Source organism: Pedobacter miscanthi (assembly GCF_032678605.1).
GTDB lineage: Bacteria > Bacteroidota > Bacteroidia > Sphingobacteriales > Sphingobacteriaceae > Pedobacter > Pedobacter miscanthi_A.
This window is the reverse complement of sequence record NZ_JAVTSU010000012.1, coordinates 1-21,254: the sequence shown is the minus strand read 5'-3', so window position 1 is coordinate 21,254 and position 21,254 is coordinate 1. Positions and strand designations below refer to the sequence as shown.

The following is a 21,254-nucleotide window of genomic DNA, read 5'->3' as shown; positions in this document are numbered from 1 at the left end:
CTTAAAATTCAAAGTTAAAACCTAAATTAAATTTATTTGGAAGCGGATATCCGTTTCCTTGATCGTAACCATAGTAATCAACATTTTCAGGATCAATTCCAGTATATTTGGTGATAATAAACACATTGTTCATTCCTCCATAAACCCTTAATCTCCTTACATTTATTTTGGCTAAGAATTTAGGAGCAAAATCATAACTTAAGTTTACATTGTTCAACCTTACAAAACTTCCATTTTCTAAGAAAAGATCGGTATTGGTATCGTAGTTACCGATAAAATCATAACTAGAAGTTGCATAGTATCTCCAAGGGTTGAGTACAGGGAATTTAGCATCAGTGTGAGTTGGTGTCCAAATATCTAAGTCAGATACATCCAATAGGTTTCTCTGTCCACCTGGATAATTTACATTTGTACTATTTGTCCAACTTACCGCTTTTATCCTATCGGCTAACACAGTATTATATACTTTAGCACCAAAAGAATAATTAAAAAACAAACTTAATTGCAGTGTCGAATTATTTCTAAGCTTGTAGCTGAATGTATGCGCTAAACTTCCGGTAAATTTAGGATTAGGATCTCCACTATATACTTTATCAGCAACACCTCTAACATCAATAACTCCATCGCCATTTACATCCAATAATCTGATATCTCCGGCATGATACGGATCCTGAGAAGTAAAACCACTTCCATTAGGATAAAGCTTACCACCAGTATATTTATTTACAGGTACAGATGCATCATCAGGATAAACGCCAAGGTATTTTAGCAGATAGAAACCATTTAATGGCTTACCAACCTGTAAATAAGGTGATCCACCTGCATAACCACCACGCGTAACACTACGTCCAAAATCAGGCAATTTTGTAAGCACGTTTTTATTGGTTCCGCCGATAAAGGTTACTGAATATTGAAAACTTTTTTCTGGTGCGGTAATGTAGGCTGTAATTGCTGCCTCGAAACCAGTATTACGTACAGCACCACTATTAATAAAACGAGATGAATAACCGCTCGTACCATTTAAAGCATCAGGAAATAAGAAACCATCTTTATTTTTATGGTAATAATCAAAAGTTGTAGTTAAACGGCTGTTTAAAAATTCTAAATCTAAACCTAACCCATATTCTTTTGAGGTTTGCCAAGTTAAATCAGGCAATGGAATACCATTACCACCATTATAATTTGGATATAATGTTGGCACTCCGTTGTAAGTTGGAAGATCGCTGTAAGCAGGAGGATCATTTGGATTTTTAGCAGCTGCTCCTGAGTTATAAGCACCAAGAGCAAGGTAATTATCCTGATATTGTTCACCAGCTTTACCTATACTTGCCCTGATTTTACCAAAGCTAAACCACTTACCTACGTTTTCGATAAAGAAATTTTCTTTCGTAAATACCCATCCGGCAGATCCTGAAGGGAAATAACCCCATTGTTTATTTGCACCAAACTTAGAAGAAGCATCAGCACGTACTACCGCTTGGAACAAATATTTCTTATCATAATTATAAGAAAGCCTTGAATAGTACGATAATAAACCATAACCGATATTATGGGTAACTAAGTTTAAATTAGCCTGTGGGTATCCTTGGATAACTTGCTGGGCATCATTAGCACCTCCGGTAGCTCCTCCATAAATATTATCATTTTGGCTGGTGTTTATCGAGTTACCAACTACAAAATCAACATTATGTTTCTCCCCAAAAGTATGATATAACCGAACAAATGTTTCACTTAACAGGTTTACATTCTCTCTTGAATAGTAGGATGCTGAAGATTTTAGATTTGCATTAACTGCAGACGGAGAAAAACCGCGGGTTCTGTAAAAACCATAATTAGCAGAAGCTCTTGAGGTAACGTTTAACCATTTTAATATGTCGTAAGATGCCTCAAGTTGGGCAAGAACATTACGTGTTAAATCAATATTTACCCCTTTATTATATGATTCTAAATAGGCATCGAAAAAACCGCTTTCCGGCCCTGGCCTGAAAGAAGAAGAAAAGTTATTCCCAACAACCGCTGCATTATAGGTATCACCTCTTCGTTGGCTGGCATCAGTTTGACTTAAATTTGCCCTACCTGTAACTGTTAATTTACTTGAAGGCTTAAATACACCAGAATAGGTTAATGAGTAACGCTTAAAGCCTGAGCCGAGAACAATACCTTTTTCGTCATAATAATCAGCACCTAAACGGTAGCTGGCATTTTCAGTTGCACCACTAATGCCAATATTTACATTTTTTATAGTGGCATTTTTAAAAAATAATTTTTGCCAATCAGTTGAATTATTATAGAAACTATTTAAACTATCTGTTAATTCAATAGGCGTATCAGTATAACCACCACCTACTTTTGATCCTCCATATCTTACAAACTGAGAAATTTTATAATCACGTTCTGCTTTACCACCCAATGTTTTACGTAATTCGGGATAATAACTTAAACCAAACTGAGAATTGACACTCACAATTGGCTTACCAATTTTCCCCCGTTTGGTATTGATGATAATTACCCCATTTGCTCCTCTTGAACCATAAATAGCGGTAGACGCTGCGTCTTTCAACACATCAATGGATTCAATATCATAAGGACTAAATCCAGACAATACACTTGTAATTGCCTGACGTGGATCGGAAGGATTAAAAACATCTTGTTCTAACGGTACACCATCAATAATAAATAAAGGTGTACTTACCACATTCGAGTTGGCAGAATTGGAGAATGCAGCAACACCTCTTAGGGTTACATTGCTTCTTCCGCCGGGTAAACCCGAATTGTTTTGCACAACCAAACCTGGTACTAGTCCTTGCAATAAGCCTTCTATTGATGCACTTGGCTGGTTTTGTAATTGTTCGCCTTTTACTGTAGATAGAGAACTCGTTGTTTCACGCTTTTTCTGAGTTCCGTAACCGATACTCACATTTACCTCTTTCAAGTTTGTGTTATCTTCTTTAAGCGTAAGATCTATTGTATTTTGTTTCGAAACAGTTCGTTCTGCTGAAATATATCCTAAAAATGAAAATTGTAAAACATCTCCTTCTTCTGCGGAGATAGTATATTTACCAGCATTATTTGTTTGAGTGGCTATTTTCTTTCCTTTAACTTTTACCGTAACACCTGGTAACCCTATTGATTTTTCGCTTACGGTTCCTGTGATTATTTTTTGACAGTAAGCAATTGTGGTTAGGAAAATTAGTGGAATTAGGCTCAAATACTTTAAGTAATTTTTTTGCATATTCTTTTTTGATTAGTTTGTTTGTTTTTTACATGTGGTTTATTGGTGAATTATTTTATTTCATTGGCATATTTTTTAGTTAGAAAATTAAACACATAAAACATTGCACAAAGCAATCCCTACGAAGTTTGAATAAATTTTATCGCACAGTTGCCTGTCTCTCTTTTAAAGAAATATATTGGTATTAATTAGTTCGGCTTAATAAAAATGGTATTAGTTTAATTTGGTTGAATTGCAATTTCTCTAAATCATCAATATCTATTCAGATAAAGCTGCATACTTGTCAGGTATCAATTTTTGGTTGGTCCTAAAATAAATTAGAACTCCACCTTAATACTTTGGCTAGGTTGTAGATTTATTTGCATTTCGCATCGGCAACAATCAGTAAAAAAATATTAGGAATGATTAGTTCTGGTGTTATAATGAGCAATTATTCTATTGTAAACTTCGATTTAGTTAGGATCGAAATTTAAGTTCATAATAGCTTATTATCTCTGTACATTTTTTTTACTGATTGCTGACATAACAAACTTATGAAAAAAAAACACAAACACATAAAAACTTTTTAATTTTTTTAAAAAGGTGATTTTAACATAAAAAAGGCCTGCATAAGCAAGCCTTTTTAAATATTTTAAGAATTGATTGATTGATTAGTGAATCCCCATAAACAACCTGCTCCACCTTATTTTATGTAAGAAGGATGCAGTGCTGTCCCAGCTCATCCAAACAAATAAGGCTTTGCCCACAATATGGTCTTCGGGTACAAAACCCCAATAGCGCGAATCGGCAGAATTATGGCGGTTATCACCCATCATCCAATAATAGTCCATTTTAAAAGTATAAGTAGTAGCTGGTTTATCATTAATATACCAAACACCTGCTTTTTGCTCTACTTTGTTTCCTTCGTAAGTTCTGATAGCCCTGTAATAAAGTGGCATGGTAACGCTATCAACCTTAACTGTCCATCCTTTTGAAGGGATTTTAATTGGTCCAAAGTTATCCCTGTTCCATACCCTGTTCGGATCGTTAGGAAAAACGCCTCCCGGCACTGCGCCCGGGGCATCAGAACTTAAAGTTACCGATTTTACGAAATCGAAAGTTTTTAACTTATCTGCAATTTCAGGTGAGGCATCTACAATATAGGTATTAGCAGTAACGGCTGGTGTATTACCCAGGTTCAGGTTAAATTCATCCAGGGCAGCATAGTTAAAATCCATCGTTTTGAACTCGATGCGGTAAGGCATCATACCCGTATTTTTCAACGGCTCATTTTTACCATTTACGTTGGCAATTCCATTGCTCATCGAAATAACATCGCCTGGAATACCGATACAACGTTTAATAAAATTCTCACGCTTATCAACCGGACGATCGACGATGGTAAAGGTATTCCTTACCTGCTGGCGCCCCATACTACGCACCAGGGTATAATAACTTTCAGCCTGGTTTTCTACCGCAACGGTATCTCCTTCAGGAAAGTTAAACACCACTACATCATTTCTTTTGATTTTAGATAAGCCTGGTAAGCGGTGATATTTCCACTGTACGCCATCCCAATAAGCCTTTGTAGAAGTAGTTAAAGGCATGGTATGGTGTGCAAAAGGGAAAGCAACAGGCGTCATCGGGATACGGGCACCGTAGTTAACCTTGCTTACAAAAAGAAAATCACCAATTAATAACGATCTTTCCATCGAACCAGATGGAATGGTATAGGCTTCTATAAAGAAAACGCGGATAATGGTGGCAGCAACTACTGCAAAAACAATAGCATCTACCCACTCGCGGGTTTTAGATTTTTTCTTTTTGGTGGCGTCCTTTTTTTTCTGCCAGAATTTATAATTCATATATCTTAATTTTGATCTGCGATCACTTCTTTTGGTTAACTGGTTAATTGTATAAACGGTTAACTATCAACTGAAAACTGTTCCTTATTCAAAAATATCAGTAATGTTGAAAAATCCTTTTTTATCTTTCACCCATTCTGCTGCCACAACTGCACCTAAAGCAAAACCTGCTCGATTATGTGCGGTATGTTTAATTTCAATTTCATCCACTTCACTGCTGTAAATCACGGTATGTGTACCCGGGATATTTTCGATCCTGTGCGATTCGATCAGCAACTGCTCTGCTTTTGGAAACAATTCTACATCAGTTCCAACCACTTCATTTAACCATTCCTGTTTTCTTTCCAGGTTATCTACAATGCCTTCGGCCAGGGTAATGGCTGTACCACTTGGCGCATCCAGCTTTTGTGTATGGTGTATTTCTTCAACCTGTACCTCATAAGCGGGATAATTATTCATCAGTTTGGCTAAAGTTTGGTTTAACTTAAAGAATAAATTAACGCCGATACTAAAGTTAGACCCATAAAGCAGCGTATTGTTACTGTTATCGCAATCATCTTTAACCTCTTGTAATTTGCCATACCAACCGGTAGTGCCCACAACGACAGGAACATTAGCATCAAAACAGGCATCAATATTTTTAAGCACTGAATCTGGTGTACTAAAATCGATTGCCACATCTGCCGACTTTAAATTTTGCCTGGTTAAATCTTCCTGATTGTCAACTGTGATTTTTAAAACCACTTCATGACCACGTTCGACTGCAAATTTTTCGATAATCTGCCCCATTTTGCCGTAACCTAAAAGCGCAATTTTCATTTCTTTATATTTATTTCTTTTTTATGATTGATTGAGTGTGTATGTAACACATTTAACGCTTTAAAGGTAATAAAACGATTAAGATTTCATATTGATCGGAAGAAATCATTTATAACTTGTTACATTAAAAGGTGAGGGAAAGTTTTAATGCAGGCGTTGCGTTAAAACCGTACATGGTATCGGAACCGATTACCGATGGCATTACTTTAAAAGAAAGGTTATCATCAATATTAAAGAAATGTAAACGTGCGGCTACGTAAGCATCAATAATGTTGGCTGCATAAAGTAAACCATAAGAAAAATACACAATCTGCGAATTTCGTTTATATAAACTTTTGCCGTCCAAAATCCCCTGATTGGTATATTGAGTCAAATCACTTTTTAATCCTGGATGACTTTCCCGGTACTGTGCTTCGGCCAAAAAACGCTTGTAATTTTTCCGGCTATCCATAAGGGATAAAGTAAGTGCCGTGGCGCCGCCGTAAATGGCTACAATTTTTCCACCGGTATATAATTTCTGAAATACCTGGCTTTTACCTGCCCTTGTACCATAACCATCGCTCAATAGCTGGATGTTGTAATATTGCCCCCAACCCGGAATAAGCATCGATCTGAAAACAGCTTTTCTGCCGGCAACTTTACCAGGATTTACATACTTGGCCTTTAAAGAATCTTTTCTGGTCATTGGTTTGCGGGCAGCAGTATCCAATGGTTTAGCCAATTTAACTTTCGAGGAATCTGTTATTTTTATTACCGTATCCTTAACCTGCGCTGAGGCAAGGTTTACCATAAAAAATGTAAATAGAGAAACCAGTATTAAAAGTTTAGTCCTCTGCATTACCAGTCTAATAACTCTAAAATCCTGTTGAGGTCGTCATCGCTCATAAAAGGAATTTCAATTGCCCCTTTACCGTTCTGCGTTACCTTTAATTTTACACGGGTAGCAAATTTAGAGGCCAGATCGTCCTGTAGTTTCTGGTATTGAAAAGAAACAGCCCTTTCTTTTTGTTTTTCACTTGCCGGTACCGGAACATGCTGCAGGTTGCGCACAATTTCTTCTACTTTACGTACCGAAAGGTTTTTATCAAGGATTTCCTGGTGGATGTATAATTGCTTATCCACGCCATCCACATTAATCAATGCCCTGGCATGGCCCATGCTGATTTTTTGATCGCGGATAGAAGCCTGTATTGCTGGCGGAAGTTTTAACAAACGCAGGTAATTGGTAACGGTTGTACGGTTTTTACCTACACGTTCGCCCAACTGTTCCTGTTTTAAACCTACTTCATCAATCATCCGCTGGAAACTCAAAGCCACTTCAATGGCATTTAAATTTTCGCGCTGAATGTTTTCGATCAATGCCATTTCCAACATCTGCTGGTCGTTAGCACTGCGGATATAAGCAGGAATTTGGGTTAAACCAGCCAGTTTAGAAGCCCTGAACCTACGCTCACCAGAAATTAACTGGTATTTATTGGCACCCAGTTTCCTAACCGTAATCGGCTGGATGAGGCCCTGTACTTTGATCGAATCGGCCAACTCGTTTAAAGCTACCTGATCGAACTCGGTACGCGGCTGGAATGGATTGGTTTCAACTTCAGTTAAACTTACGTGACTGATATTGCCAATCTGCTCGGTTTCGCTTACAGCGTTTACCTGCTGTTTCGGCGGATGAGAAGATTCGCTATCATCTAAAAGCGCACTTAACCCTCTTCCTAAACCTGTTTTTCGCTGAAAAGATGTCATCTATAATTTATAAAGTTGCTGTTCCAATGTTTTCTTCTTCCCTTAACAGGCCGTTTTTCTTTACAATTTCGCGGGCAAGGTTAAGGTAGTTAATTGCCCCTTTACAGTTGGCATCGTGCATAATTACCGACACACCATAACTTGGCGCCTCACTTAAACGGGTATTACGCTGAATAATGGTATCGAAAACCAATTCGTGGAAATGTGTTTTCACTTCTTCTACCACCTGGTTTGATAAACGTAAACGCACATCGTACATGGTTAATAAAATACCTTCAATTTCCAAATCAGGGTTTAAACGGTTCTGTACAATTTTAATGGTATTTAACAGTTTACCCAAACCCTCTAAAGCGAAATACTCACATTGTACAGGGATAATAACAGAATCAGCAGCTGTTAAGGCATTAATGGTAATTAAACCCAATGATGGAGAACAATCGATAATGATAAAATCATACTGATCTTTTATTTTCTCCAAAACCGCTTTCATTTTATACTCGCGGTTGTTCAGGTTAATCATCTCAATCTCCGCACCAACCAAATCAATATGGGCAGGCAGTAAATCTAGATTAGGTGTATCTGTTTTCTGTATCGCCTGTAAAGGATCGATATCGTTAATAATACACTCATAAATACTATCTTTAATATTCCGGGGATCGAAACCGATACCTGAAGTCGAATTTGCCTGAGGATCAGCATCAACCAGTAAAGTTTTGTATTCTAAAACGGCCAAACTCGCAGCCAGGTTTATAGATGAAGTTGTTTTACCAACCCCACCTTTTTGATTTGCTAATGCAATAATTTTGCTCATCGTATGTATCCGAAATTTACTAAACGTTTATTTGGGCTGTGTTATTTATGCGTTAAAATTGTTAAAAAGTTCTATTTTTGCCTTGTTTACGGCCTTTTTCACAATCAGCTAAGATACAAACTATATGGCAATTTTAGCAAGAAGCGCATTTGGGTTTTACACATCTTATTAACAATTATCCATGATCACAATTATAGCCGCTACCAACAGGCCCAATAGCAATACGCTAAAAGTGGCCAAATATTACCAAAGGCAACTAAAAGAAAAAGGTGTAGATACCCATTTGTTTAGTTTGGAGCACTTGCCCATCGATGTATTGAATACGGATATGTATGGTAAAAGATCGGAAGCTTTTCAGGAAATCCAGAACATGATTAACGAAACGGAAAAGTTTTTGTTTATTATGCCCGAGTACAATGGCAGTTATCCGGGGGTGTTAAAGGTTTTGATTGATGCCTGTAATTTCCCCGACAGTTTTTATGATAAAAAAGCGGCTTTGGTTGGTATTTCTTCTGGTAAATACGGTAATATCCGCGGTGTAGATCATTTTACAGGTGTTTGTCATTATATCCACCTTAATATTTTGCCTTTACGACTGCATATTCCCAATATTAAAACCGAATTAGATGCCGAAGGTAATTTCAATCATTCGGATACCATTAAGTTTACCAACGAGCAGATAGAGAAGTTTATCAATTTTTAGGAAACTGATCTTGATATTTTGGTCGGTGAGGCACCGACAGATAAAAAAAAATCTAGTAGTTATTCATTTTTTCTGTACCCCGCAGCCCCGAATCTTATTACTAGCCGGGCCACCTAAACCCAATGGAAGCGGGCACGCAGTAAAGCGGACAGTGGGACTACATTATCCTAAATGGTATGCATCTGCTTTCCAAAAAAAACAAAATAATATATTTATTTTTTTTGAAAGCAAAATCCATATTTCATAGGAGCGTTTGTCCCTGCTCTTCGCATTACTCCGTTGCACTCCGTGTTCGCTACGATCAGGTTTAGGGAACATAAAACAGTGCTCTAAATTTCCAAAAACAACAGTTCAATATGATAAAAACCCTTCCAAAATGAAAAGGTTTTTTGCTCGGCATAATTGCAAAAATATCATATCTAACTAATAAACAACAACTTAAATAAAACCCCAATCTACTGGCACAGCTATTGGCTATAGACCAAACAGATGCTATTTATTTAACGAGTTGTTATGTAATTTAGTTAATCAAGAAACAGATTTAATTATAACCTATTTTTACTGCAAAACCACAGAGAGAAAAAATTGCTTTGCGTTCCTTAGCGAAAAAACCTTGATCCCTTTGCGGTTAAACTACAACACCATGAAAATAAAAACCAAGCTCCGCCTCGGATTCGGGTTTCTCTTTATAATCGTTTTATCCTTCGGGTTGATCGCGCTCTTTTATTTAAATGAGTTGTCTGATAAATCGAAAGTGATCCTTAAAGACAACTACAAATCGCTGAAATATGTTGCTGCTATGCGCAATGTAATCGATCAGAACCAGTTTCCGTTAAGTAGTCCACAACAGGTTATATTTAACGAAAACTTAAAAAACGAAGGCCAAAACATTACCGAACCCGGCGAAAAAGTGGCTTTTCAAAAACTAGAAACTGCTTTTAAGCTATTGAGTAGCGCACAATCTGTGGCCATTAAAGAAAATAGCATTAAAGATTTGCGGATGGCGTTACAAAACATTGAGCAGGTAAACATGAAAGCCATTTACGACAAAAACGAATTGGCAAACCAAGCTTCATCAAGAGCAAACCTGTATATCATGATTGCGGCGACATTAAGTTTTATCATCCTGTTTACTTTTATCGTCAATTTTCCGGGTTTTGTAGCCAACCCGCTGGCCGAATTTAGCGCTGCCATTAAACAAATCAGTCGCAAAAATTACAAACAACGCCTGCATTTCGAAAACGGTGATGAATTTACCGAACTGGCCGATTCGTTTAACGGCATGGTGGTTAAACTGAACGAATGGGAAAATAGTAATTTATCGAAAATTAAATCGGAAAAATCGCGTATCGAAGCCATTATCGCACAGATGCAGGATGCCATCATCGGATTAAATGAAAAAGGTGAAGTGCTGTTTTTGAACCACCTGGCAGCCAAACTGATGAACCTGGATGAAGATAAAGTAATCGGACAGAATGTTGCGGAACTGATGCAGAAAAACGAGTTGTTAAAACGCATCATCAAACCGGATACGGAAGATAATACCCTAAAAATATACGCCGACGATAAAGAATCTTATTTCCTTTTAGAAAACCGCGAAATCATTATCCCTAACTATGAAGAACAGGAAGAAAAAACCTTAATTGCCTCATCAAAATCTGCTGGTAGCGTTTATATTCTGAAAAACATCACCCAGTTTAAGGAATTGGATGAGGCCAAAACGAATTTCATCGCCACAGTTTCACATGAGCTAAAAACACCGCTATCATCCATCAAAATGAGCTTAAAACTGCTCAATGATGAACGTGTGGGCACCATGAACGAAGAACAGCACGAACTGCTGAACCATATTAAGGAAGATAGCGACAGGCTTTTAAAAATTACCAGCGAGTTGCTCGATCTTTCGCAGGTAGAAACCGGCAATTTAAAACTCACCTTTGCCCTTACCAAACCTGAAGATATTGTGCAATATGCGGTAGATGCTGTTAAATTTCAGGCGGAGCAAAAGTCCATCAAACTCGAATTAAACTGCGATCAAAATCTGCCAAATGTATATGCCGATATCCAGAAAACAGCCTGGGTGTTGGTCAACTTTTTATCCAATGCGCTACGCTACAGCTCCGAAAAATCGAAAGTGGTGATCGATGTTTTACAAAAAGATAATTTTATCCAATTTTCAGTCCAGGATTTTGGGAAAGGCATTGATGAAAAATACCAGAAACGTTTATTCGACCGGTATTTCCAGGTACCTACCGATGGGCAGAATAAATCGGGTTCAGGTTTGGGTTTAGCTATTTCTAAAGATTTTATCGAAGCAGAGCAAGGCAAAATATGGGTAGTGAGTGCTATTGGTGAGGGAAGTAAATTTTGTTTTAGTTTGCCTGTTGTGGAATAGATTTCGCATTTTTTACCGCAAAGAACGCGAAGTTTTTTTTGCAAAGAAACGTAGAGAGGATAGTCCCTGTCAGGCTGAGCGGAGTCGAAGATTTGCCAAAGAGGACACTAAGTTTACACAGAAGGCACAGAGGCAGGTAAAAGATGAAAACAGCACCGCCAAACGCTGTGTGCTTTGTGCCTCTCCTCTGTTCTCTCCGTGGTTAAACTGAAGATGGTTGTGCCGCCAAACGCAACCCACCTTACGCTTACACAATATACGGTTCCATTTCCTTATCAATGCTTTTGCGCAGTTCCATCAGTTTGATGGCGTAGCCATGCATGGCAATTTCTTTTTCTGTTTTTGGTTTGAAAGACGGGATCGGTTGGGGCTGTCCGTTATCATCTACCGCTACAAAAACGATGATACAATGCGTGTTTTTAACAAAGTCGCCTTTTCCAACTGGTTTAGAAAAAGCATCAACGGCAATATGCATACTGGTTTTACCAGTGTAAATAATCCTGGCTTCCATTTTAACCAAATGCCCGATATGCACAGGATGAAAAAACCTGATCCCTCCCACATAAACGGTTACGCAATAACTCTGACTCCATTGCAATGCACAGGCAAAAGCAGCCTGATCAATCCATTTCATCATCATACCACCATGTACCTTACCACCGTAATTAACATCAGAAGGTTCGCTTAAAAATTGAAGTTCGATATGGTTTTTAGTCCTGGGCATAATAGTATCCTGCTTGGTTTAATGGTGTTGCTAAGATATTATAAAATAAGGTATAATTAAAAGCCACAGCAAAAAAGTCATGTCGTGCTGTCAGATGTTACCATCTGACAGACAAACTTATTAAAGCAGCATTTAACACCATAGGAAGATTTAACCACAGATAAAAAGGATAAACACAGATATTGACATTTGATCCCTCTCAGCCCCGCCTGAATGGTAGAGCAGGTGTGTACATCCGTGAAAAAACTAGAAACTAAAAAGTCGTAGCGAGGCGCTACGACTAGAAAATAATGTGTAGTAAGATGTTACCTGTGACTAATGAAGATTATAGTGTCAGTTGTTACCAACTGACACCACAAAATTATTTAGCCATTATGCTAATCGCATACCCTCCACCCGGAGCGCAATATTGTGTAAGTTTCGTTTTATTGGTTACCTCCATTTTACGGATGGTATAAGCTTTTGGATTGGTTTCATAATTAGCATCCTTTGCATCAGCATAAATGGTTGCTGTATATTTTTTTCCCGGATCTAAAAAGCTGAAATCTATTTTAGAGGTACGTGCTTCTTCATCATTGGTACGGCCTACAAACCAGTCGTTTTTTCCTTTAGCTTTACGTGCAAAAGTGATGTAATCGCCAGGTTCTGCTTCCAAAACTTTGGTATCGTCCCAATCTACCGCCACATCCTTAATAAACTGGAAAGCGTCCATGTACTTGTTATAAGTTTCTGGTAAATCGGCCGCCATCTGCAGCGGACTGTACATGGTAACGTAAAGGGCAAGCTGACGGGCCAATGTACTGTGTACAAAAGAAGTATTTTCAGGATTGTAGGCGCTAACTTTTGTTTCGAAAATACCCGGGGTATAATCCATTGGTCCACCGATTAAACGCGTAAATGGCAAAATGGTGGTATGATCGGCATTGTTGCCCCCGAAAGCTTCATACTCTGTTCCCCTAGCCGATTCGTTTCCGATTAAGTTCGGGTAGGTACGGGCCAAACCTGTAGGACGGACTGCCTCGTGCGCATTTACCATAATTTTATATTCTGCTGCCTTTTGGATGGCATATAGGTAATGGTTGTTTAACCATTGACCGTAATGATGCTCTCCTCTTGGGATCATATTGCCCACATAACCGCTTTTTACCGCATCGTAACCATTGGCTTTCATAAACTTATAAGCAGTATCTAAATGGCGTTCATAGTTACGTACCGACGAAGAGGTTTCATGGTGCATAATCATTTTAATGCCTTTGCTGGCCGCATACCGGTGCAGTTCCTGCACGTCAAAATCTGGATATGGTGTTACAAAATCAAATACATAGTCTTTGGTTTTACCAAACCAATCTTCCCAGCCTTCGTTCCAGCCTTCAACCAAAACTGCATCTAAGCCATTTTTAGCTGCAAAATCAATGTATTCTTTTACGTGTGCTGTATTTGCAGCATGTTTTCCGTTTGGTTTTGTTTTCGAATAATCCGTTACACCCAATTGCACACTGGTTAAATCGTTATAGGCCCAGGTGCTTTTTCCGGTGATCATTTCCCACCAAACACCCACATATTTGGTTGGTTTAATCCACGATACATCTTTAAACTTTGTAGGTTCGTTAAGGTTGTAAGTGAGTTTTGAAGTCAAAATATCAGCCGCTTTATCGCTCACAATAATAGTTCTCCAGGGTGATAAACATGGTGCCTGCATGTAACCTTTATCCCCAATGGCATCAGGGGTTAACCATGATTCTAGAACCATATTTTTATCATCGAGATTTAACGACATCAACGAATAATTGATTAATGCCGCCTCATGGATATTGATGTATAAACCATCTTTACTCTTCATCATCAAAGGCGTTTGTAATCCCGTGGGCGAAAAAGTAGTTTGCGATGCATTTGGTGTTACCGCAGCTTTCATTTTAGCCCGTACTTCTGATAAGTTTGAAGTTACAGTGCTGTATTCCTGTGTATCATAATCGCCGGGAAGCCAAAACGCTTTATGATCTCCGGCCAGTGCAAACTGGGTTTTCTCTTCTTTGATTACAAAATAATCTAAGTTTTTCTGCTCCGGGAATTCATATCTAAAACCTAAACCATCGTTAAACAAACGCAAGCGCACCACAATATAACGGTTCGTTTCTTTTTGGGTCAGCGTTACGGCCAGTTCGTTATAGTGGTTTACAATTTCTTTTACCTCGCCCCAAACCGGTTTCCAGGTTTCGTTAAAAGTGCTGGTTTTGGTATCGCTTATCGTAAAACCACTCCTTAAAGATTTACCCTCCTTAAGTTCAAGCCCCAGTTGGCTGGTTTTAATCACGTCTTTTCCTTTGTACTTTAAACTATAGGTAGGTACTCCCCCTTCAGCCAAAGCAAAGCTAACTACCAGATTACCATCCGGCGATTTCAAATCTTTTACGGGAACGTTCCCGAAAGCATCCCCAAAAAAGAGCAAAGCGCATATTAAAGTAAGGATTTTAGAGTAGTTAAAAGATTGGTTAAGTTTTTTATTCATGTTATCGTTTATTTATTATTATTATTTACAACATTAGAGATTGCAAGTTTTGGTTTATCTAATACTAAAATGCCTGCTATGTTCCGGTTCGTGGCAACACGAATCGCGGCGGAATGTATGAAATTTATATTTGTTTTCCCGCGCATGGTTCGTGTCGCCACGAACCATTTTCTAAACCTGCGAGGGCTAAATCAACAACATTACTCCAAAAGTAACGCATCATCATCTTCATCCGTTAAACTTAACTGCACACTATCGTTGCCTGCAATTCCTTCTATCGAGCCTCGGATGTGTGTGGCATTTAACAATACTTTTTCCAATTGTTTTTCGCGGGCTTTCCATAAACGCTCCATGGCATCGCGTTCACGCTGAATGGATAATTTCATACTCATAAAACCTTCCCTGATCGCTTTCCATTGCTCCGAAAATTCAACACCCATTAAATAATCGTAAAGCATGTGCATTTTATCGCCCCGGTTTTCCTGTGATTTCATTGCACTTGATAAGCGTAAAATCCCATCACGCAACACATAAGCAACCGCATTTACTTCTTCGAAAGAACAAATCCAAACGCCATCGCGCTGACCGAAACAATCCATGCCTTTTGGGTAACACTGACTCACGATTACGGCAACATCAACGCCCATACTCCGCATATCTTTTTTCAGCTTTTCGATCCAGTCACCTCCAAAATCTTTGGTACGTTTACTTTCATAAATAATTTTGCCACATTCCTGACCAAACTGGTTGCGTACCACCTGCACACAGTCTGCACCACGAACCCCTTTACCAACTTCTTCGATTAAATCGAAAGGAAAATTACTACGTAATAATTCTTCTAAAATTAGCTCCTGCACCTCGCCCTGCAATTGCATGCTACCCTGCTCGGCTTTACGCTTCATTTCTTCGGCGAGCTTTTTCTGATCGTCAAGCTGCTTTTCCAGTTCTTTTAAACGCAGTTGGTGTTCGGTATCTTTAATGCTGTTTTTTTCGGCTTCCTGTTTACGGATCTGCTCTACCAGTTCGTTGCGCTGCTCCTGCATTTTACGCTGAAAAGCCAGTTCCATCTCTTCTTCTTTTACTTTCAGCCCTTCTTCCCGACGTAAAAACCCCAGTTCCTTTTCGCGGGCCAGCCTTAGTTTTTCGGCATTATCTTTTGCGGTCCCCTCCAGCATCTGCAATTTCGTTTCAAAATCAGCAGAAATACTTTTGCGAAGGTTTTCTTCTAAATTATCTTTAAGCTTAGTTTTTTCTTCGGCCAGCTGTACTTCAAAAGCCCGTTGCTGCTGCAGTTTTTCAGCATCTAAAGCAGCAACTTTGTCCTGGTACTCTTTATCACGTTGTTTTGTAAACGACAACATTTTTTCACGCAGCTCTTTTTTATAATCTTCGGCCATGGCTTCTTCCATCGGAAAAACATGGGCGCAGTTGGGGCATTTTATTTCGGTAGGCATAAATTATTTTTTTACCACAGCGAACACTGGGATTTGCAAAGATATTAAAGCTTTTTCAGGATTGGATAGCCAAGTTTTGCACCATTTGCTTAAAGTACTTTTGATCGCACTTCGTGCCCTACGGTTAAAATTTTACTTACCGGACATTTAGAAGCAATATCTTCCAGCCTGCTTTTTTGTTCCTCGCTCAATTGCCCGGTGCAGGTAATTTCTTCAAAAAACACCATCTCGCCATTTTCGGTATCGGTATTTACCGTTACTTCTATTTTATCAACCGGCCATTCTTTTCTATCCACATACATCCTTAAGGTGATGGCCACGCACGATGCTAAGGAAGCCATTAACAAACCTTTTGGTGCAAAACCTTTATGTGTACCGCCTAACGCTATCGGTTCGTCTACTATAATATCATGAGAGCCATTACTTACCGAACACGCATAGTGTTCTTTATTTATTGTTGCTTTTACCATTTATCGGATATTTTAAAATATTAAACTTACCAAATTTTATGCTTTGTTGAGATTTTACGAAACATTATATGACGGCATTTGTTCCTTTTAAAAATGCTACGTTATGAAATACAGAAAGTTAATCGGAAAATATTTAAAACACGAATCGGATAATAGTGCGAAAATTGCCCTTGCCATTGTGGCTGGTTTAGCTGCAGGTGCTGTAATTAGTATCTTATTTGCACCCGATAGTGGTGCCGGTACCCGCGGAAAAATTGCTGGTGGTGCCAGAAATCTACGTTATGGATTTCAGGACAAATACAATCTTTTAAAAGAAAAGGTTTTTGGAGTGGAAGCCATCGAAGAAGATATTGTTGAACACGAAATACCCCATTTTAAACATACTGTTACCAAGAAACGTAAATCGGATGTAAAAGAAATTTTGGAAAATGCCCATGAAAATGGTCAGGTGCAGGAAGGACAGGGATAAAAAACTAAAATATATTAAAGAAAAGTCATTATCTCGACTGAAATGCAGTGAATGGAGAGATCTATTATAGATTTGATTTCTCCATTCTGCTGGAATTGACGACATTCCAAGGCTAATTTCTTAGCTTTACAGGATAATGGCATCACATGTTTTTTATCCTCTCTAAAATTTTATTGTTTTTGATTAAACCCATCGTTTGGGTTTTTATGCTTTTGATTTTAGCCATTGTAACTAAAAATCCAAAAAAAAGGAAACAATATTTAATAGTAAGCACCATTTTTTTCTTCTTTTTTTCCAATGGTTTTATCGTTGGAAAAATATTAAGTCATTACGAAGCCAGTTACCCCAAACCACAGAAATACGATGTAGGCATTGTATTGGGAGGTTTTTCTGGCTTAAATAAGCGTAACAACGAAATCGCTTTCAACTGGACTGGTGACCGGTTATTCCAAGCCATTGCCTTATACAGAAAAGGACAGATTAAGCAGATTTTATTGAGCAGCGGAAGTGCAAAATTGATCGATAAAGAGGTAAAAGAAGCCGATTTGGCCCTTAATTATTTGAAACTGATCGGGATCCCTGATTCTGCAATATTAATCGAAAATCAGAGCAGAAATACCCTCGAAAATGCAAAAAATAGTTTAGCGCTAATTGCAAAAAAGAATCCTCAGGCTAAGATTTTAATCATTACAAGTGCCTGGCACATCCCAAGGGCAAAAATTGCCTTCGGAAAGCAGAATACGCAGAAAATCGAATATTACCCAACCAATTTTACCGGAAGTACCGAATTTGATTTAGGTGATTTCATCATCCCCAGCGCCTCAGCCTTAGGCACGTGGGAACTGCTATTTAAAGAATGGATTGGCTTAGTGGCAGACCGTTATAGAAGTTAGCCGGTTAGTTGGTTCATTTGGCAGATTAAAAACTAATGAACAACTGACCATTGACTTATGAACTGCTTTATCCTTCAATCGCCTTCCAAAGCATATCTTTTAACTCCAGGATATTTTTTTCGGCAACTGAAGAAATAAATATGGATGGGATTTTTGGTAAATCCTGTTTCATTTCTTCCATCAGCTCATCATCCAGCATGTCTGATTTAGTGATCGCCAGCACATGTGGTTTTTGCATCAATTCGGGATTGTAAGATTCCAGTTCACTTTTAAGAATTTCATATTCTTCTTTAATGGAACGGCTGGTATCGGCCGGAACCATAAATAAAAGCACCGAATTACGCTCAATATGGCGTAAGAAACGATAACCTAAACCTTTACCTTTTGATGCGCCTTCGATAATCCCGGGGATATCGGCCATCACAAAAGATTTTCCGCCCCTGTAACTTACAATGCCCAGGTTAGGCACAATGGTAGTAAACGGATAATCGGCAATTTCGGGCTTAGCAGCAGAAACCACAGAAAGTAATGTTGATTTACCAGCATTTGGGAAACCTACCAAACCTACATCCGCCAGCACTTTTAATTCTAAGATGTTCCAAACTTCATGTCCCTGTTCTCCGGGCTGTGCAAAACGTGGTGTTTGCTGTACTGAATTTTTAAAGTGTGCATTGCCTAAACCACCACGGCCACCGGCTGTTAAAATTTTGGTTTCACCATCTTTCGTAATTTCGAACAGAATTTCTCCCGTTTCCGCATCTTTAGCAATGGTACCTAATGGAACCTCCAAAATTTCATCCTTACCTTGTTTACCAAATTTATGCGAACTACCGCCTGCACCGCCATCTTCGGCAATGATATGTTTACGGTATTTAAGGTGTAATAATGTCCAGATGTGGATGCTGCCTTTAACAATAATATGGCCACCGCGGCCACCATCACCACCATCAGGACCACCCATTGATGTTAAAATATCACGGTGTAAATGCGCCGAACCTGCCCCTCCCTTACCAGAACGACAACAGATTTTTACATAATCTACGAAATTTGAACCCTGTGACATAATAAGCTATTGAGATGTTGAATGTTTTAATTTGGAACGTTAAAATGACAGTTCCTTTAAAATTAAAGAGTTATAACGTTTTAACATTATAACTCTTTGTATGTTTTTAAATATTTGGATCAGGAATTAATCATATTCCTTTTCCGTGATATTTGATACTTGCTAATTGATACGAACTATCCGATACACTTATACCTGATACTGATCAATTACAGCACAAAGATCGTTATATACCGTTTCTATTTCGCCTATTCCATTTACCTTATTTAACTTTCCCTGCTCCTCATAATAAGGTAATACATGGATGGTTTTATCGAAATATTCTGAAATCCTTTTTTTCAATTTTTCAGCGTCATCATCCGGACGGCCACTGGTTTTATGACGTTCGGCTATACGTTTTGTTAGCTCGTGCTGATCAACATCTAAAGCAATTACACCAGCGATTTTGCTGCCTTTACGCTCTAAAAATAAATCAAGCTCTATTGCTTGAGGAACGGTACGTGGAAATCCATCAAACACAAATCCTTTTGCATCAGGATTTTTATCCACCTCTTCTTCAAGCATGGCAATTGTAAGGGCATCAGGAACCAATTCTCCATCAGCTAACAATTGACTAACTTTTTTTCCTAGTTCGGTTTCTCCTTTAACGTGTGCTCTAAAAAGATCGCCTGTTGAAACGTGTACTAACTGATATTTTGTAATCAGTTTTTCAGATTGGGTGCCTTTACCCGCCCCTGGAGGGCCAAAGAGAACTAAATTAAGCATTCAAGTTGTTTAGGTTGTCTTCAAAATTAAAAAAGCCTTATTCCTATGGCTCTATTAAAAGTAAACTGCAAATCATCAAATAAAAGGGATGAGACAATTGTGTACTTTCAAGGCTGCAAATATATAATTATTAATTTAGATGCCATTTATAATTAAGAATTTATTTAAAAAAGCGCTATTTTGATGACATTTATCTTATTCTACAAAGAATCTTGTGCCATTTTTACATTTAACAGAATATTCTTGAAACATTGAACTAAACCGCAAAACATTTCTTTAACCATTAATTAAAATTTAGGAAATATAAAGATATGTATCGTTAGATATCGCGATTGGAAAGCGATAAAACAAAAAAGCTCCAGATTTCTCTGAAGCTTTTGTGCACACTTGGGGACGCCACTTGAACAAATAATTCCATTACTAACACTGTTCGATAATGTGGAACGTAGACAAAAATAGCCCATTTGTGATACCCAGAAGGTAGTTTCTAAATTTCTTCCCATTAATCTGAAAAATTGGAAAATTAGTTTTTTAGCTAATTTAAGGACTGAAAAAACGTCCAAAAAATGCGAAAAAATGCATTTTTGGGATCAGAATTGAACCCCATTTAAACAACAATAGAACATGTTTTTGAACCATTTTTCAATTCAGTATGCGAGATTTTCAAAAACGTCCAAAATTGGGTATGGGCATTTTTTTCTAAGATTCTAAATAAAACGATGTTGAAAATACTTCAGAAAATGAACTTCATACCAACGGAAATAATAATCTCTTGTTGCAATCACTAAAAATATTTTCCTTATTTTTTATTTTATCTATCTACGCAAATACACCGCGCAGTCACTTTATTTTTTTGTCATTAGCAATTTGACTCGTCCTGATTTTACTTGTCGTTTTTGAGTTATAATACTAGAATTAGTTTACATCTTCTGAGTGGAGATTGCTAACAGTAAACAATGCGGGTCACATTTTAGCACATCTTATTTACTCATCTGTCAACTTAAAAAAAGGCTCCTTCTCATATATTCTTCTTTCGGGCAAAAACCACCCATCGATTAACACCCCACCTAGAAAAACGCTTGCACGGGATAATAAAGTAATGTTTTCATTTAAACGATGAAGCTTTATAAGCTGATTGTTGTACATTTGGATGTAGGCTGTGGTACCTACCAGATTCCCTTTAAAATCCATATTCTGTAAAAATTTAATACCAGGAACTTTATTATTGAGAATTGCATAGTCATTGAAAGTTAATTTGGTATTCAAAAAATTTGAATCCAGCAATAAATCAAGCTTAGTTTCATAATCAAGGAGGGTTTGTGCAAAATCAACATTCCGTTGAAATTTCAATTTAGATAAC

Annotated in this window: 17 protein-coding genes; 4 read left to right on the top strand and 13 right to left on the bottom strand. The window is 37.9% G+C overall.

The window, feature by feature from the left end:
* Window position 1 precedes the first annotated feature (1 nt).
* The 6 genes from R2R28_RS18030 to R2R28_RS18005 all read right to left on the bottom strand — a co-directional run bounded on the left by R2R28_RS18030 (window position 2) and on the right by R2R28_RS18005 (window position 8,452).
* A complete protein-coding gene (locus tag R2R28_RS18030) occupies window positions 2-3,232 on the bottom strand; it encodes a SusC/RagA family TonB-linked outer membrane protein (RefSeq protein WP_316827081.1) in 3,231 nt (1,076 codons plus the stop codon).
* Between the two features lie 650 nt (window positions 3,233-3,882).
* Window positions 3,883-5,076 carry a signal peptidase I gene (gene lepB, locus R2R28_RS18025; RefSeq protein ID WP_316827080.1) on the bottom strand — a complete coding sequence of 398 codons (1,194 nt, stop codon included), beginning with the start codon at window positions 5,074-5,076 and terminating at the stop codon, window positions 3,883-3,885.
* Window positions 5,077-5,160: 84 nt separating this feature from the next.
* Entirely contained in the window at window positions 5,161-5,895 is a 735-nt protein-coding gene (dapB, locus tag R2R28_RS18020) for a 4-hydroxy-tetrahydrodipicolinate reductase (RefSeq protein ID WP_316827079.1), read from the bottom strand.
* A gap of 124 nt (window positions 5,896-6,019) precedes the next feature.
* Window positions 6,020-6,733, bottom strand: coding sequence for a DUF5683 domain-containing protein (locus tag R2R28_RS18015; protein ID WP_316827078.1), 714 nt, complete (start codon window positions 6,731-6,733; stop codon window positions 6,020-6,022).
* Window positions 6,733-7,641 (bottom strand): ParB/RepB/Spo0J family partition protein, encoded by a 909-nt coding sequence (locus R2R28_RS18010; RefSeq protein WP_316827077.1) that lies wholly within the window; start codon window positions 7,639-7,641, stop codon window positions 6,733-6,735. The genes R2R28_RS18015 and R2R28_RS18010 overlap by 1 nt, the downstream gene beginning before the upstream one ends.
* Window positions 7,642-7,648: 7 nt before the next feature.
* Complete coding sequence (locus tag R2R28_RS18005; protein ID WP_316827076.1) at window positions 7,649-8,452, bottom strand: AAA family ATPase; 804 nt, start codon at window positions 8,450-8,452, stop codon at window positions 7,649-7,651.
* A 181-nt stretch (window positions 8,453-8,633) separates the two neighbouring features.
* Here R2R28_RS18005 and R2R28_RS18000 point away from each other — a divergent pair, with 181 nt between their 5' ends.
* Both R2R28_RS18000 and R2R28_RS17995 read left to right on the top strand, forming a co-directional pair.
* The gene (locus R2R28_RS18000) at window positions 8,634-9,155 is read left to right on the top strand and encodes an NAD(P)H-dependent oxidoreductase (RefSeq protein ID WP_316827075.1); all 522 of its coding nucleotides are present in this window, start codon (window positions 8,634-8,636) and stop codon (window positions 9,153-9,155) included.
* Window positions 9,156-9,798: 643 nt separating this feature from the next.
* On the top strand, window positions 9,799-11,550 hold the full coding sequence (locus R2R28_RS17995; RefSeq protein WP_316827074.1) for an ATP-binding protein: 1,752 nt from the start codon (window positions 9,799-9,801) through the stop codon (window positions 11,548-11,550).
* 247 nt (window positions 11,551-11,797) lie between these two features.
* On the opposite strand, the gene R2R28_RS17990 is transcribed toward R2R28_RS17995, so the two are convergent.
* From R2R28_RS17990 to R2R28_RS17975, 4 genes are all read right to left on the bottom strand, one after another.
* A complete protein-coding gene (locus tag R2R28_RS17990; protein ID WP_316827073.1) occupies window positions 11,798-12,274 on the bottom strand; it encodes an acyl-CoA thioesterase in 477 nt (158 codons plus the stop codon).
* A 361-nt stretch (window positions 12,275-12,635) separates the two neighbouring features.
* Complete coding sequence (locus R2R28_RS17985; protein WP_316827072.1) at window positions 12,636-14,780, bottom strand: glycoside hydrolase family 97 protein; 2,145 nt, start codon at window positions 14,778-14,780, stop codon at window positions 12,636-12,638.
* A 200-nt stretch (window positions 14,781-14,980) separates the two neighbouring features.
* Window positions 14,981-16,234: a DUF2130 domain-containing protein gene (locus tag R2R28_RS17980; RefSeq protein ID WP_316827071.1), complete on the bottom strand. Its 1,254-nt coding sequence runs from the start codon at window positions 16,232-16,234 to the stop codon at window positions 14,981-14,983.
* Window positions 16,235-16,323: 89 nt separating this feature from the next.
* Window positions 16,324-16,704: an OsmC family protein gene (locus R2R28_RS17975; RefSeq protein WP_316827070.1), complete on the bottom strand. Its 381-nt coding sequence runs from the start codon at window positions 16,702-16,704 to the stop codon at window positions 16,324-16,326.
* Window positions 16,705-16,807: 103 nt separating this feature from the next.
* On the opposite strand from R2R28_RS17975, the gene R2R28_RS17970 reads away from it, so the two are divergent.
* Together R2R28_RS17970 and R2R28_RS17965 are read left to right on the top strand one after the other, a co-directional pair.
* Window positions 16,808-17,173: a YtxH domain-containing protein gene (locus tag R2R28_RS17970; protein ID WP_316827069.1), complete on the top strand. Its 366-nt coding sequence runs from the start codon at window positions 16,808-16,810 to the stop codon at window positions 17,171-17,173.
* Window positions 17,174-17,352: 179 nt separating this feature from the next.
* Window positions 17,353-18,066, top strand: a complete 714-nt coding sequence (locus R2R28_RS17965) for a YdcF family protein (protein WP_316827068.1) — start codon at window positions 17,353-17,355, stop codon at window positions 18,064-18,066.
* Between the two features lie 67 nt (window positions 18,067-18,133).
* Here the strand turns inward: R2R28_RS17965 and obgE are convergent, their stop codons facing one another.
* The 3 genes from obgE to R2R28_RS17950 all read right to left on the bottom strand — a co-directional run.
* Window positions 18,134-19,129, bottom strand: coding sequence for a GTPase ObgE (obgE, locus tag R2R28_RS17960; protein WP_316827067.1), 996 nt, complete (start codon window positions 19,127-19,129; stop codon window positions 18,134-18,136).
* Between the two features lie 189 nt (window positions 19,130-19,318).
* Window positions 19,319-19,894 carry an adenylate kinase gene (locus R2R28_RS17955; RefSeq protein WP_316827066.1) on the bottom strand — a complete coding sequence of 192 codons (576 nt, stop codon included), beginning with the start codon at window positions 19,892-19,894 and terminating at the stop codon, window positions 19,319-19,321.
* A gap of 984 nt (window positions 19,895-20,878) precedes the next feature.
* A partial coding sequence (locus R2R28_RS17950; RefSeq protein ID WP_316827065.1) for a hypothetical protein occupies window positions 20,879-21,254 on the bottom strand: 376 nt, incomplete at its 5' end.